Source organism: Stenotrophomonas sp. 86156_Sma, from assembly GCF_056481625.1.
Genome location: NZ_CM151157.1, coordinates 1939281 through 1953700, shown reverse-complemented (window position 1 = coordinate 1953700; position 14420 = coordinate 1939281). Strand labels below are relative to the sequence as shown.

Here is a 14420-nt window from a genome sequence, read left to right as displayed (position 1 = left end):
ATAAGGCTTGGCCGCGGCATCCATGCCGCGGACACCCCGCACTCCGACACCGCCCCACCTTCGACAGGTTCACGCGGCTGTTGGTAGGTGTCGACCTTGGTCGACACATCTGTCAGATATCGAATGAATTCATCCACGCATGGCGTGGATCTACCGTGTCGACCAAGGTCGACACCTACCAGAGCAGTACGCCGTTCCGACAGATCGCGGGACTCTGTCGAAGGCGGGGTGGGTCCGGTTGCGGGGGCGTGAGCCGCATGGATGCGGCGACCGAGCTTACATGGACGTACTTGCAGCGGCCCCCGCAACCGGACCCACCCCGCCTCCCCACAGGAAACCAGCTTCTGCTGTTGCTGTTGCTGTTGCTGTTGCTGTTGCTGTTGCTGTTGCTGTTGCTGTTGCTCCAGCTCGTAGCGGGTGCAGGGCGCAGCCCTGCCGTACCCCTACCCCCTGGCCATTGACTGCCACCACTGTGACAGCAACTCCGGCCTGCGCAGGCGCTCTCGCCACCAGCGCAGTGCGGCGCCATCCTCGCCGGTGCGCCAGGCCAGCCAGAAGGTCTCTTCCGGCTTGTGCTCCTCCACCTCGCGGATCACCAGCTGGCCACGCGCCACCGCCGCGCGCGCGCACGGCTCGGGCAGGAAACCGAAGCCCACGCCTTCGCACTGCAGCTTCAGCTTGCTGGCCATGTCCGGCACCGTCAGCATCTCCTGCCCCATCAACAGACCGACCGTGCGCGGCAGCAGCCGCCGCGCCGAATCGGAGACCGCGATCGCGCAGTGCTCGACCAGCTGTTCGCGTCCGAGCACGCCCGGCACTGCGGCCAACGGATGATCGGGGGCGACCGCGAACACGAACTCCACCGTGCCCAGCGGCTCGACCACGTAACCGCCGCCGCTGGGACCCTCGCCCGGCGCACCAACCAGCAGGTCGGCACGGCGGTCCAGCAAGGCCTCCCAGGTACCGGACAGGGCCTCACCGATCAACCGCAGCCGGGTCGGCGCCTCGGCCTCACGAAACGCGGCGATGTCCGGGCCGAGCAGCCAGGTCGGAAACACCGAGTCCACCGCCAGGGTCAGTTCGGTCTCCCAGCCCGACGCCACCCGGCGCACCCGCAGTTCCAGCTCCCGGGCCGCGCGCAGCAGGTGCCGTCCTTCGTCCAGCAGCGCGCGGCCAGCCTCGGTCGGCTCGGCGCGCGGGCCGACCCGGTCGAACAGCTGTACGCCCAGGTCCTCCTCTAGCTTGGCCACGGTGTAGGAGATGGTCGAAGGCACCTTGTGCAGGGCCTTGCCGGCACCGGCGAACGAGCCGCGGCGGTCGATGGCGTCCAGGATCTGCAGGGCATCGAGGCTGAGCTTGAGCATTCGAATTTTTCGATGATGACTGTCAAAACTATCCGTTTTTCAAACCCCGGGCGCAAGCGGATACTTCTCTCCAACGGGGAAACACAGCGGCTACCGGCCCACCCCGCCCCATCGAAACCATCGAACAAGGAGATTCCATCATGCTGCAGATCCGCAAGAGCGCTACCCGTGGCCTGGCCGAGCATGGCTGGCTGTCCTCGCGCCATACCTTCTCCTTCGCCAACTACTACGACCCCCGCTACGTCAGCTTCGGACCGCTGCGGGTGATCAACGAAGACAAGGTGATCGGCGGCCAGGGCTTCGGCACCCACAGCCACAGCAACATGGAGATCGTTTCCTATGTGCTGGGCGGCGCGCTGGAGCACAAGGACTCGATGGGCACCGGCTCGGTGCTGCGTTACGGCGACGTGCAGCGCATGAGTGCCGGCAGCGGTGTCAGCCACAGCGAGTTCAATCACTCCGCCGACGAGACCGTGCACTTCCTGCAGATCTGGATCTTCCCGGACGCGGAGAACATTACTCCGTCGTACGAAGAGACCCACTTCGCACCGGAAACCAAGCGCGGCCAGCTGCGCCTGATCGCCTCGCCGGACGGTGCCGATGGTTCGCTGCGCATCCACCAGGATGCCCGCATCTTCGCCACCATCCTCGATGGCGGCCAGAAGCTGCACCACGCCCTCGGCAACGGTCGTGGCGCCTATGTGCAGGTGGCCCGAGGCCAGCTGCAGGTCAATGGCATCACCCTGGAAGCCGGTGATGCGCTGCAGGTCAGCGACGAAGCGCAGCTGACCCTGGAGAACGGCAACGACGCCGAAGTGCTGGTGTTCGACCTGCCGCTGTAACGACAACGCCCGCGATGCCGAAAAGCATCGCGGGCGTATTTGTAGAGCCGAGCCATGCTCGGCTGCGGTTTGACAGCCAGCCGAGCGCGGGCTCGGCTCTACAGCACCACCGGCGTCAGAACTTGTACGTCATCGCCAGGCGCACGTTGCGCGGCTCACCCCAGGTATAGGTGCTGTACCAGCTGAAGATCGTGTAGTAACGCTTGTCCAGCAGGTTGTTGACGTTGAGCGTGGCCGACAGGCGATCGTTGAATTCATAGCGCGCCATCGCATCCAGCAGCCAGTAGGGTTGGGTGCGATGCACCACCTTGGCCTGCGTGGCCGGGTTGGTGATCTCACCGAAAGTGGAATCCTGCCAGCGCGCGCCACCGCCCAGCGTCAGCCCCTTCCAGTCGCCGCGCAGGCGGTAGCTGGTGTGCAGGCTGAACTGGTTTTCCGGCTCCAGTGTGGTCACCTTGGCACCGGCCTGGCGGGCGATCTTGTGCGAGAACCCACCCTGCACCTGCCAGCCCTCGGCCAGCTGGCCCGACATTTCCAGCTCGTAGCCCTTGGTACGCACGCCCATCAGGGCGCGATACGCATCCTGCCCGTCCGGCGTCTTGCCGCCGGTGGGCTGGGCGAAATTGTCCTGGTCGAGCTGGAACAGCGCCGCACTGGCGTTGAAGCGCCCATCGAGGAACTCGGCCTTCAGGCCCATCTCGTAGCTGCGGCCTTCCAGCGGATCCAGTGCCTTGCCCTGCTCGTCGCGTTCGCTGTGCGGTTTGAAGATGGTGCTGTAGCTGGCGTACACCGAATAGTGCTCACCGAGGTCGTAGACCACACCGGCATACGGCACGAACACGCCGGTCTCGCGCGTGTCCGGCGAGCGGTAGCTGGCCAGGCGACTGCCCACGATCACCTTCAGTGGATCGGCCACGTCGAAACGGCCGACCACATACAGGCCGTTCTCACGCGTCACTTCGTTGTTGCTGTAGCTGCGCTGCCACTCCGGCTCGGGAATGTCGCCATTCCAGGTTCTGTAGTCCGGCACGGTATCCGGGAACCCCGCCTGCGGGCCGTAGCCGGTATTGGTCCAGCGCTTGCGCGAGGCGCTGCCACCGACCACCAGCTCATGCTCCCGCCCGAACAGGCCGAAATGACCGCTCAGGTAGAAGTCGGCCGCATTGCTGACGGTCTTGCCAACGTACTTGCCGAGCCACAGGCTGACGCCCTCGCCGGTCAACGGATCGGGATTGCCGGCGGCGGCACCGGCCAGTGCCGCGTCATAGCCGTTGACCTGGTGGTTGAGCTGCAGCTTGGCCACCCAGTCGTTGGCGAAGGTGTGCTCGAGCGTGGCGAAGCCGGTGCGCACATACTGGCGCCAGCCACTCCAGCGCGTGCCGTTGTTGAACGAACGCGGCATGTCATTGAAGTTGCCGGCACTGTCCAGAAGAGGGATGCCACCCCAGGTCGAGCCCTTCGGGTCGCTGTCCATCGTATCGCCACCCACGGTCAGCAGCGTGCGCTCGCCCAGATCGGCTTCCAGCACCGCGTAGCCCACCTTGCTGGTGCGCTGGTAGAAGTCGAGATTGGAATGCTTGTCCTGCCAGGCGCCCACCGCGCGACCGCGCACACGTCCATCGGCGGTCAACGGGCCGCCAACATCGATCTCGGCACGATAGTCATCCCAGCGGCCGACACCCAGCGTCGCACTGCCGGCGAAGTCCTTGCCCGGCTTCTTGCGCACAAGGTTGATGGTCGCGCCCGGATCACCCATGCCGGTCAGCAGGCCAGTCGCGCCCTTGAGCACTTCGATGCGGTCATAGATCGCGGTATCGCTGAGCGTGTTGCCCGCCGAATAGGCCGAGTCACGCGACATCGGGATGCCGTCGTACTGGAAGTTCTGCACGGCGAAGCCGCGCGCGTAGTACTCGGTGCGCTCGCTGTCGTAGGTGACGATGCTGATGCCCGGGGTCACCCGCATCACGTCATCGATGCCGTTCAGGCCAAAGTCGTCCATCTGAGCGCGGGTAATGACGCTGATGGTCTGCGGGGTCTGCCGTGGCGTCAGCACCAGGCGGGTGGCGGTGGCGATGGTCCCGGGCGTGTACGCGCCGCTGCCCTCGGTGATGGTGCCGAGCAGGTTGGCGGTGACCTGCACGGTCTGCAGGGTCTGCGACGCCGGGGCCTCGGCGGCCTTGTCCGGCTCGGCGGCGGACTGCGCGGCTGCGATGCCGCTGCTGGCCAGTGCGGTGATCAGCAGGCCCTGGGCAAGCGCCTGCGGCAACGCACGGCGACGCGGCAATTGGGACGGAATACGGGCATCAGGCACAGACAGCACGGCGGGACCTCCACGATCGGGTGGGATCCTCTGGCGGCGGCTGGAGGGAAGACGGGGACGCGGCCGGTTGGCCGCAGGCGCAGGAGTGTACTCCCCTGCGCCCCGGCTGTCGTGCGGTGTGCTGTGGTGCGGCGCGCTGCCGCAGGCTCAGCCGCCGATGGCGGCGCAGGCCTCCAGGATCAGCGCGGTCACCTCCTTCGGCTGCGAGGCCAGCGAGGCATGGCTGGCATCCAGCTCCAGCAGTCGCTTGGGCTGCATGCGCGTGGCCATGGCCCTCTGGTTCTCCGGCGCGATCATCCGATCATGGCGGGACAGCTGGTACCAGCTCGGCTTGTGCTTCCACGCCGGGTCGCTCACCGCATCACCGAAAGTGCTGGCCAGCGGCGCCTTCTGGGTCACCGCCATCACCCGGCCCTCGTCTTCGCTCAGATCCTGGCAGAAGCTCTCATGGAACTTGTCCGCACGCAGCCACAGGTAGCCATCGCTGTCCGGCGCAAGGTTCGGCGCCGCCTCCGGCAGGTGCTGCTGGGTGATGCCACCGGGGCTCTCGCCGGCATCAGGCGCGAAAGCGGCGATGTAGACCAGGCCCTTCACGTTGTCCTCGTTGCCGGCCTGGCTGATCACCGCGCCGCCATAGGAGTGGCCGACCAGCAGCACCGGCCCGTCGATCTGCCGGATCATTTTCCGGGTGCGTCCTGCGTCGTCGGCCAGCGAGGTAAGCGGCAGCTCCACCGCCTGCACCCGGTCATGGCCGTTGCGATGCAGTTCCAGGATCACCTTGGCCCAGTGTGCGGCCCCGCCCCAGAAGCCGTGGACGAGGAGGATGGTGGGTGTCGTGCTCATGTACAGGTCTCCGGCAGCGGGCGGCGGAATGCCGACCGTGCAGCCACTGTCCGTGGGCGACGTTAATCGCCAGTGACGCGATCGGGTCACTGCAATCGTATGCGTCGCCCGATGTCACGCATGGCACTTGCCGAGCCGTCCTGAAAACGTTTTCATGAACACCCCCTGGAGCTTCGCACCGCGCATGACGCCTTCATCCCCACGTGCCCAACAGCACGCCACCCGTGCCGCCTTCTTCATCCCTGGATTCGCCACCGCCGCATGGGCGCCGATGGTGCCCTACGCCAAGGCCAAGGCCGGGCTGTCCGACGCCAGCCTCGGCGCGGTGCTGCTGTGCCTCGGGCTCGGCTCACTGCTGGCGATGCCACTGGCAGGTGCGCTGACCGGGCGGCTGGGATGCCGCCGGGTGATGGTGATCACCTGCGCGACGATGCTGTGCGCCCTGCCCTTGCTGGTGCTGGCGCCCTCTCCGGTAGCGCTGGGCGCCGCCCTGTTCGTGTTCGGCGCCGGCGTCGGTGCACTGGATTGTGCGATGAACATGCAGGCGGTCGCGGTCGAGCGCGACGCCGGGCGCGCGATGATGTCCGGATTCCATGCCTTCTACAGCATCGGCGGCTTCGTCGGCGCCGGCTGCATGACCGGCATGCTGATCCTGGGTACGCCACTGTGGCTGGCCGCGCTGGTGTCCGTGGCCGCTCTGCTGCTGGTGGCAGTGCTGTCGGCACCGCACTGGCGCCCGCAACGGATCCTGCATGAAGGCCCCCTGCTGGCACTGCCGCATGGCGTGGTGCTGTTCATCGGCGTGCTGGCCTTCGTGGTGTTCCTCGCCGAGGGCTCGATGCTGGACTGGAGCGCGGTGTTCCTCGCCGAAGTGCGGCAGGTGCCACGTGACCAGGCCGGTGCCGGCTTTGCACTGTTCACCCTGGCGATGACCGCGATGCGCCTGTTCGGCGACGGCATCGTCGAGCGCCTCGGCCGGACCCGCACCCTGGTCTTCGGCGGCATCACCGCTGCTGCGGGTTTCACCCTGGCCACGCTGGTGCCATCGTTTCCGGTGGCGCTGACCGGTTACGTACTGGTCGGGCTGGGCTGCGCCAACATCGTGCCTGCGCTGTTCTCGATGGCGGGCCAACAGCGGGTGATGCCGGAGAGCATCGCCATCACCGCGGTCACCACGCTGGGCTACGCCGGCATCCTCGCCGGACCGGCAGCGATCGGCGCACTCGCACACGCTACCAGCCTCGGCTTCGCCTTCCTCTGCGTGGCCGCGCTGCTGCTGGGCGTCGCGGCGTCTGCGCGCTCGCTGGCAAGACGGGTGGCCTGACAGAAAAAAGGGGACGGAGGGGATTAAGTCGTTTCTGGCCCAGCTGTGCGAGAAACGACTTAATCCCCTCCGTCCCCTTTTCTCAGCTGCGTGTCAGCCACTCGGCCTGGGCCGGCAGCTGGGGCGCCGGGCAGGCACTCTGCGGATGGTGCTCGTCGCGCGCCATCCAGTCATCGACCACTCCGGCCAGCAGGTCCAGCCGCAGCGGCAGGGTGATGTGGTCCTCGCCGCGCATCTCGATGTAGTGCGCGCGCGGATTGGCCTGCGCCAGTTCGCGGCCCTGGCTGACCGGAATGTGCTGGTCGCCCTGGCCGTGCAGCAGCAGTACGCAGGCGCGGGTATCGGCCAGCGCGCGCGCTACATCCACGCGGTCCAGATCGACGTCGATGCGGCGGCTGGCGGCGGCGATCACCTGGTTGATGTCCTGGCCGCCGTAGCGCCAGCGCGCGTACGACGCCACCGCCTGCGCCTTCAGGCCTTCCGGCTGCAGTCCCATCAGGTGCGGAATCATCGTGCGGATCGCCACACCGGCATTGGCGAACGATTCCATCGCCACCACGCCTTCCACCTGGTCACCGAGCTTGTCGGCGGTGAATACCGCTGTGGCGGCGCCATAGGACACGCCGAACAGGTACAGCGGGCCGGTTACTTCACCACGCGCGCGCAGCTCACCGATTACATCGACCACATCGTCGGATTCATAGGTGCCGTATCCGGACGGGCCTGCACCGGACTGTCCATGGTTGCGCAGGTCCAGCGTGATCACGCGATAGCCGGATTCGGCCAGCTGCAGCGACCACGGCAGCATCGAATCGCCGTTCATCATCCAACCGTGCAGCAGCACCACGGTGCCGCGCGGGGCCTGCGCGCGGAACGGTTGCGGTACTGCCAGGCTCAGGCCGGTATCCAGCGGCAGGCCGTTCTCGTGGCGCTGCGGCAGGTAGTGATAACGCGCGCCGTAGTCGCCGGGATCGAACACACGCCAGAAGATCGGCACGCCATCGCGGCCCGGCGCGAAGCCATGGCGGTTGGGCAGTTCGGCGATGGCCGCGGCAATACGCGGGCGATCGAGCAGGGTCGATACGCCACCTGGCGCGATCAGCCTGTCGGCGAGCGAGGTGGACGAGGCATTGATCGAGGAGGAGCATGCAGCCAGCCACAGGCCGGCGCACGCCAGCAACAACAGCAGCAGGCGCTTCATATCACGTCATAGGGGTGAATCAGACAGGCTGGGACGTTAACGCCCCGATAGACCGGTCATCTATCGCGCGCGGATGACGGCTTGATGACAACGCAGGAACGATTCAGCTTGGTGTACAAGCTGTATCCGTTCAGTCATTGATCCGGATCAATGAACGCGCGTGCGCGATTGCCCACAGTGCCGCCATGCGCACCTCGCTCAAGCTCGCCATTGCCCTGGCCGCCACGTTTGCCGCCGCCTACGGCATCGCCCGCACCACGCCCTACTGGTTCGCACCGCGACAGACGGCGCAGGTCGACATCCACGATCCGACGCTGATCGCGCAGGGACAGTACCTGTCGCGCGCCGCCGACTGCGCCGCCTGCCACACTGCGCCGGGCGGCAAGCCATTCGCCGGTGGCCTCGGCATGCAGACGCCGATGGGCACGATCTACTCGACCAACATCACGCCCGATCCGGACACCGGCATTGGCGCCTACGACTACGCCGACTTCGAGCGCGCGGTCCGTCGCGGCATCCGTCACGATGGGCAGCCGTTGTATCCGGCAATGCCGTATGCCTCATACGTGATCGCCAGCGATGCCGAGATCAAGGCGCTGTACGCCTACTTCATGGGCTCGGTGCAGCCGGTGAAGCAGGGCAACGCCGACAGCACGATCCCGTGGCCGGCCAACATGCGCTGGCCACTGGCCTGGTGGCAGCTGCTGTTCGCACGCCCGCGTACGTTCAACCCGGATCCGTCGCTGGATGCCGGCCAGCAGCGCGGCGCCGAACTGGTGGAAGGCCTGGCCCACTGCGGCGCCTGCCACACGCCACGTGGCCTGGCGTTCCAGGAAAAGGCGATGGCCGATGATGGCAGCCGCCAGTTCCTGTCCGGCTCGGTGCTGGAAGGCTGGTATGCGAAGAACCTGCGCAATGAATCAACCGGTCTGGCCAGCTGGAGCGAGGGCGAGATCGTCGACTTCCTGCGCACCGGCCGCACCGATCGCTCGGCAGCCTTCGGCGGTATGGCCGACGTGGTCGAGCACAGCACGCAGTACCTGTCCGACGCCGACCTGCTGGCGATGGCCCGCTACCTGAAACAGCTGCCGGCACGCGAGGGCCGCAACGCACAGTGGTCCCCGGGTACCGACACCACCACCGCCGCACTGCGCAGCGGCGACTACCGTGTTGCCGGTTCGCTGGCCTATGCCGAGCACTGCCAGGCCTGCCACCGCGCCGACGGGCGCGGCATGCCCCGCGTCTATCCGGCCCTGGCCGGCAACTCGATCGTGTTCGCCGATGACCCCAGCTCGCTGGTGCAGGTGACCCTGATCGGCGGCCGCACGCCGCATACCCCGCACGATCGCATGGCCTTCACAATGCCCGGCTTCGAGCAGCTGCCGAATGCGCAGCTGGCACAGATCCTGACCTTCATCCGCAGCAGCTGGGGCAACCAGGCCAGCGCGGTGAGCGAGGTCGACGTGGCGCGCATGCGCCGGGTGGTGCGTGACAAGCCGGTGCACTACGTTCCGCAGGAGGCCGCACGATGAAACGTTCGCGCAAACGCTCCCGCCTGCTGATCGGCAGCATGGTCACCCTCGTGCTGCTGGCCGGCGCCGGCACCCTCGCCTATCGCCATCTGTACCCGGACCTGGATGCCGCCGTAGCCAGCACGATCGATATCCTCGATGCCCAGGGCAAGGTGGTCGGCCACTACCATGCACCCAGCGCCGAGGAGATCGCCGGGCTCGGCAATGCCGAATCGGTGATGCTTGGTCGCCGCCTCCTCAACGAGACCGCACGGCTGCTGCCGGACAACGTCGGCAACGATCTGAACTGCAATTCGTGCCACATGGCCGAGGGCAAGCGACCGTTCGGCAACCACTACTTCAATACGGGCGGCGGCGCCTATCCGCGTTACATGCCGCGCCCGGGCAAGGTGATCGGGCTGACTGAGCGCATCAATGGCTGCCTGCAGCGCTCAATGAACGGCAAGCCGCTGCCGAAAGACTCACCGCAGATGCGCGCCATGCTCGATTACATGGCGTGGCTGAGCAGTCCAGTGCCAGACGGTGCAAAGGTGGCCGCCCCCAGCGAGGGCCCCATCGACAGCACGCTGACCCCGGACCCGATCCGTGGCCAGGCGCTGTACGCCGTGCAGTGTGCCGCCTGCCATGGCGACAACGGCGAAGGCCGGCGCGACGCCAGCGGTGATATCGCCTTCCCGCCGCTGTGGGGCGACCACAGCTTCAACATCGGCGCCGGCATGGCGCGCCTGTACAAGGCGGCCGGTTTCGTCAAGCACAACATGCCGCCGGCGGTGACCCGCGAGCCGCCACTGGGGCAGCAGGTGATGCCCGACCAGGATGCGGTGGACATCGCCAGCTACTTCATCAACCAACCGCGGCCGGACTTCGCCAACAAGAGCAAGGACTGGCCGCGCGACCCGAAACCCAAGGACGCGCGGTACTGAGGAGGGCGTGGTTCAGCGCTTGACCAGCTCGACCCGGCGATTGCGCGCTTTGCCTTGCTCGCTGCCATTGTCGGCTACCGGCCTGTCGGCGCCGAAGCCGGCCGCCTGCAGGCGGTCGGCGGCGATGCCCTTGGCGGTCAACGCCGCCACCACCGACCGCGCACGATCCTCGGACAAGCTGCGGTTGTGCGCGGCCGCGCCACTGTTGTCGGTGTGGCCTTCAATCGACAGTTTCAGCGACGGGTCGGCACGCAGCAGCTCCAGCACCTGCGCCAGTTGCGGTTCGGACGTCGACAGGATCTGCGCCTTGTCGGTGGCGAAGTTGACCTGGATCGCCACGCGGCCGTCGCTGTCCAGCTTCTTCTTCAACGCATCGGCCGGCAGCAGCGCCGCGGTCTGGGTGAAACCCTTGCGCTCGACCACGACCCAGCCAGCGCTGAGGTATTCGAGGCGAGCATGCACCCACACCTGGCGGCCATCAGCCAGATCGACGCGATAGACCACGGTGTCGTAGTTGTCCCAGCTGTAGCTGGCCGCGTTGCCGTAGGACGACTGCACCTGCTTCGACACGCCCTCGGCCGCCTCGTGCGGGATGCGCCCCTCGAACACCTTGGTGCCGTTGACCTGGGCCATCATCGCCTCAAGGTTGCGACGTACTTCATGCATCGAGTATTCGCGCTCGCCCTTGTCGAAATCGGCAGCGAAGGTGCGGCCCTCGACCGGTTCGAAGTGATCTCCGGTCCAGAACGGGAAGGCATCGAAATCACGCTGCTCGGGCGTGTTGCGCTCACGATAGCCGGCCGGCAGGGACAGGTGCGGGAAACGGTCCGACCACTGCGCAGTGGCCTTGAACGGCACGTCATCCACGACCACCAGACCGGCGCCGTTGCTGTCCACCGCCAGCTGCACCCACACGGTGCGGTTGGCCTGGCGCAGCACGTAGACGGTGGTGGGTGCGTCCTGTTCACCGTTCACCGCATCGATGAAGCCACCCCCGATCTCGCCTTCCAGTTGCGGGCCGTAGTAGATGTCGCGCAGCAGCGTGCCTTCAAAGACCTTGCGGCCGCCGGCGGCGGTGATCACGCCGTCGAAGTTGCGCTGCACTTCCAGCGCGGAGAACGCCTTGTCGGGGGCCGCCTCACTGTCGGTCACGATGCGTGCCGACCAGCTCGGACCTTCCACCCAATGCACACCCTCGCCCATCCGGAACGGGAAGCGCGCCCAGGCGCGCGGGTGCGGGGCGTTCTGCGGCGCGTAGCCCTGCGGCAGGCTGAAGAACGGCAGTCCGCCCAGCGCGGTGTCGCTCAGCGGCACGCTGCTGGTGTCGAAAGGCACCAGCGGCACCGGCTTGCCATCGCGGTCGGTGAGTGCGGTGCCGTCGGCGGCGGCCGTTGAACCCGCTGGGGCGGCGGCCGGTGCTGCGGCCCCGTCCGCCGTGGCTGGCGCAGGCGGTGCCACCTCTCCATCCGAGGGCGTCCGGTTGCACCCTGCCAGCAGCACCAGGGCTGCACCTCCCAGCCAGATCTTCGATCGCTTCTGCATCGCCACCACCTCAGGTCCATTGAAGCGCCGAGCATACCCGAAGGCCGTGACCGCCCCCACAGTGCCATCGTTCCTGCGCTGCCACGTCATGCCGATGTCATTGGCGCTGCCGACACTCCGGGGTTTCCTCCCTCTGAAGGTCCAGTTTCGATGCGAACGATTGCGCGTTTTCCCCGTGTCTCGCTGCTGGCCCTGCTGATCGCCCCCGCCCTGGACGCCCTCGCAGAAGCACCGCAGGGCGATACGGGCGAAGCGCGCAGCAGCGATGCGCGTACCCTCGACCAGGTACAGGTGATTGGTCAGGCCACCAGCTACGCGAAGACTTCGGTGCGCGCGGAAACACTGAACCGGCAGACCGTGATGAGCAGCGTCAACGACGCGCTCAACGAAGTGCCCGGCGTGGTGGTCAGCGAGGCCGATGCCACCGGTTCGTCGGTGTGGGGCACGCAGATCAGCATGCGCGGCTTCGTGACCAACCGTGACACCCAGCAGATCGGCACCACCATCGACGGCCTGCCCAATGGCGGCTCGGGCTACGGTGGCGGTTCGCTGGCCAACCGCTACATCGATACCCTGGACCTGGAAACAGTGGAAGTCAGCCAGGGCACTGCCGACATCTCCTCGCGCTCGAACGAGGCGCTGGGTGGCACGCTCAACTTCCTCACCAGCGACCCACTGCAGGACAGCCGCCTGCGCTTCGTGGTCGGTGCCGGTGACAACGAGGCGCGCAAGTACTACGTGCGCTACGACACCGGCCTGCTCGGCGGCCATACCCGCGCCTGGGTCAGCGCTTCTTCCGCACGTGTGCACGACTGGATCGATGGCAGCGGCAAGACCAGCAATGACCACATCGCCGGCAAGTTCATCACCGAGCTGGATCGCTGGACGCTGACCGGCTACCTGTCCTACAACGATGCCGACGAGCCGGAGTACACCAGCGTCTCGCCGAAGGGCTTCGCCACCAATCCGGACCGCGACAACCTGGTCGGCACCCTCACCGGCATTCCGTACCTGGACCAGAACTACCGTTCCGGCTCGCGTGCGCTGCGCGAGAACACCTTCGGCTACCTGCGCGCGGCCTTCGACGGCGGCAACGGCTTCAAGGCCTCGGTGGCGGCTTACGGGCACCGCATGGAAGGTCGTGGCGACTGGCTGCCCCCCTACCTGGCGCAGGTCAGCGATGATGGTGCCGGTCGCCCGGAGTCAGAGTACATCGGTGGAAAGACCGTGTACGGCGGCAGTAACCGCGGCCAGATTTTCTTCGTCAATCCCGATGGCAGCGCCGCGCAGCGCCTGGCCAGCTGCACCCCACGGCTGGGCTTCACCGCCGAGTACGATCCGAACTGCTACGCGGGCAACGTGCTGGGCGCGCAGTCCTACCGCCACACCCACTACGACAACGACCGCATGGGCGTGACCGCCGACGTCGAATGGCGGCAGACCTTCGGTGCGGTCGACAACACGATCCGCGGCGGCCTGTGGGTGGAAAAGCTGGACCGCTCGGCGCGCCGCGACTGGCATCGCCTGCTCAACGTCGGCCAGGACATCGCCTTCGACCATCAGCCGTACTGGGTGCAGTTCGAGGACAAGTACAAGGTTGACGAGCAGATGTACTACGTCGAGGACGTGGCCCGCTTCGGGCCGTTCAGCGCACGCCTGGGCGTGAAGCAGTTCTTCGTCGACCAGTCGCGCCGCCGCGTGATCGGTGCCAGCGAGCACGTCAAATCCGATTCCAAGTCCGATCCGCTGCTGTCCACCGGCTTCACCTGGGCACCCGGTGTGGAAGGCATGGAGCTGTTCGCTGGCTTCTCGCAGAACTTCGCCGCCATTCCCTCCGGCGTGCTCGGCGAGACCGACCCGCAGCGCTTCCGCAACGTCGAGCCGGAGACCGCCGACAACATCGAAGTCGGCATGCGCATCAGCCGCTGGCCGCTGACCGCGTCGGTCACCCTGTACAACATCAAGTTCGACAACCGCATCGTCTATCTGCCGGCCGGTTTCGTCAGCGGCATCGACTACCTGGGCGAGACCGACGGTGTCTACGAGAACTTCGGTGGCGTGGAAAGCAACGGCTTGGAGGCGGCGTTCGGCTACGGCTGGGACAATGGCTGGCGTCTCAACGCCGCCTATACCTACAACCGCTCCAAGTACCTGGGCAGTGGCGATGCCGCACGTGATACCCAGCTGGGCATCGTCGACGGTGCCAAGGTGATCGGCCAGCCAGAACAGACCCTGGTGCTGTCGGCCGACTGGCAGGGCGAAAACTGGAACTTCGGCCTGTCCGGTCGCTACCTGGGCACGCGCTACCTCGATGCCGCCAACGTCAACAAGCTGCCCTCGGCCACCGTGTTCAACGCCAATATCGGCTTCGACCTGCAGGGCCTGTCGCCGCGCCTGAAGGGCATGGGTGCCAACCTGGTGGTGAGCAACCTCACCGACAAGCGGTATCTTGCAGGGGTGGACGGCCGCGACAACGCCTTCATCGGCGCCCCGCGCACTGTCGGCATCTCCTTCCGTGTGGACCTGTGA

10 protein-coding genes are annotated in these 14420 nt (G+C 66.8%); 5 read left to right on the top strand and 5 right to left on the bottom strand.

The window, feature by feature from the left end:
• Positions 1-443 precede the first annotated feature (443 nt).
• On the bottom strand, positions 444-1364 hold the full coding sequence (locus ACZK33_RS09160; RefSeq protein WP_049400457.1) for a LysR family transcriptional regulator: 921 nt from the start codon (positions 1362-1364) through the stop codon (positions 444-446).
• A 140-nt stretch (positions 1365-1504) separates the two neighbouring features.
• Here ACZK33_RS09160 and ACZK33_RS09155 point away from each other — a divergent pair, with 140 nt between their 5' ends.
• On the top strand, positions 1505-2206 hold the full coding sequence (locus ACZK33_RS09155) for a pirin family protein (protein ID WP_012510689.1): 702 nt from the start codon (positions 1505-1507) through the stop codon (positions 2204-2206).
• A 115-nt stretch (positions 2207-2321) separates the two neighbouring features.
• Here ACZK33_RS09155 and ACZK33_RS09150 read toward each other — a convergent pair whose 3' ends face one another.
• Together ACZK33_RS09150 and ACZK33_RS09145 are read right to left on the bottom strand one after the other, a co-directional pair.
• Positions 2322-4526 carry a TonB-dependent siderophore receptor gene (locus ACZK33_RS09150; RefSeq protein WP_423175352.1) on the bottom strand — a complete coding sequence of 735 codons (2205 nt, stop codon included), beginning with the start codon at positions 4524-4526 and terminating at the stop codon, positions 2322-2324.
• Between the two features lie 147 nt (positions 4527-4673).
• Positions 4674-5369 carry an alpha/beta hydrolase gene (locus tag ACZK33_RS09145; protein ID WP_423175351.1) on the bottom strand — a complete coding sequence of 232 codons (696 nt, stop codon included), beginning with the start codon at positions 5367-5369 and terminating at the stop codon, positions 4674-4676.
• A gap of 184 nt (positions 5370-5553) precedes the next feature.
• Between ACZK33_RS09145 and ACZK33_RS09140 the strand changes: the two genes are divergently transcribed.
• Entirely contained in the window at positions 5554-6693 is a 1140-nt protein-coding gene (locus ACZK33_RS09140; RefSeq protein ID WP_423175353.1) for an MFS transporter, read from the top strand.
• Between the two features lie 82 nt (positions 6694-6775).
• Here the strand turns inward: ACZK33_RS09140 and ACZK33_RS09135 are convergent, their stop codons facing one another.
• Positions 6776-7894 (bottom strand): alpha/beta fold hydrolase, encoded by a 1119-nt coding sequence (locus tag ACZK33_RS09135; RefSeq protein ID WP_049400454.1) that lies wholly within the window; start codon positions 7892-7894, stop codon positions 6776-6778.
• Positions 7895-8079: 185 nt separating this feature from the next.
• On the opposite strand from ACZK33_RS09135, the gene ACZK33_RS09130 reads away from it, so the two are divergent.
• Entirely contained in the window at positions 8080-9426 is a 1347-nt protein-coding gene (locus tag ACZK33_RS09130; protein WP_423175350.1) for a c-type cytochrome, read from the top strand.
• A complete protein-coding gene (locus ACZK33_RS09125) occupies positions 9423-10349 on the top strand; it encodes a c-type cytochrome (protein ID WP_423175349.1) in 927 nt (308 codons plus the stop codon). Before ACZK33_RS09130 ends, ACZK33_RS09125 begins: the two co-directional genes overlap by 4 nt.
• 12 nt (positions 10350-10361) lie before the next feature.
• Here ACZK33_RS09125 and ACZK33_RS09120 read toward each other — a convergent pair whose 3' ends face one another.
• Positions 10362-11891 (bottom strand): OmpA family protein, encoded by a 1530-nt coding sequence (locus tag ACZK33_RS09120; protein WP_423175348.1) that lies wholly within the window; start codon positions 11889-11891, stop codon positions 10362-10364.
• A 150-nt stretch (positions 11892-12041) separates the two neighbouring features.
• Between ACZK33_RS09120 and ACZK33_RS09115 the strand changes: the two genes are divergently transcribed.
• Positions 12042-14420, top strand: a complete 2379-nt coding sequence (locus ACZK33_RS09115) for a TonB-dependent receptor (protein ID WP_121503741.1) — start codon at positions 12042-12044, stop codon at positions 14418-14420.

Coding starts and splice junctions, on each gene's coding strand:
- ACZK33_RS09160 (WP_049400457.1), bottom strand. CDS start 1,364: ATGCTCAAGCTCAGCCTCGATGCCCTGCAGATCCTGGACGCCATCGAC.
- ACZK33_RS09155 (WP_012510689.1), top strand. CDS start 1,505: ATGCTGCAGATCCGCAAGAGCGCTACCCGTGGCCTGGCCGAGCATGGC.
- ACZK33_RS09145 (WP_423175351.1), bottom strand. CDS start 5,369: ATGAGCACGACACCCACCATCCTCCTCGTCCACGGCTTCTGGGGCGGG.
- ACZK33_RS09140 (WP_423175353.1), top strand. CDS start 5,554: ATGACGCCTTCATCCCCACGTGCCCAACAGCACGCCACCCGTGCCGCC.
- ACZK33_RS09135 (WP_049400454.1), bottom strand. CDS start 7,894: ATGAAGCGCCTGCTGCTGTTGTTGCTGGCGTGCGCCGGCCTGTGGCTG.
- ACZK33_RS09130 (WP_423175350.1), top strand. CDS start 8,080: ATGCGCACCTCGCTCAAGCTCGCCATTGCCCTGGCCGCCACGTTTGCC.
- ACZK33_RS09125 (WP_423175349.1), top strand. CDS start 9,423: ATGAAACGTTCGCGCAAACGCTCCCGCCTGCTGATCGGCAGCATGGTC.
- ACZK33_RS09120 (WP_423175348.1), bottom strand. CDS start 11,891: ATGCAGAAGCGATCGAAGATCTGGCTGGGAGGTGCAGCCCTGGTGCTG.
- ACZK33_RS09115 (WP_121503741.1), top strand. CDS start 12,042: ATGCGAACGATTGCGCGTTTTCCCCGTGTCTCGCTGCTGGCCCTGCTG.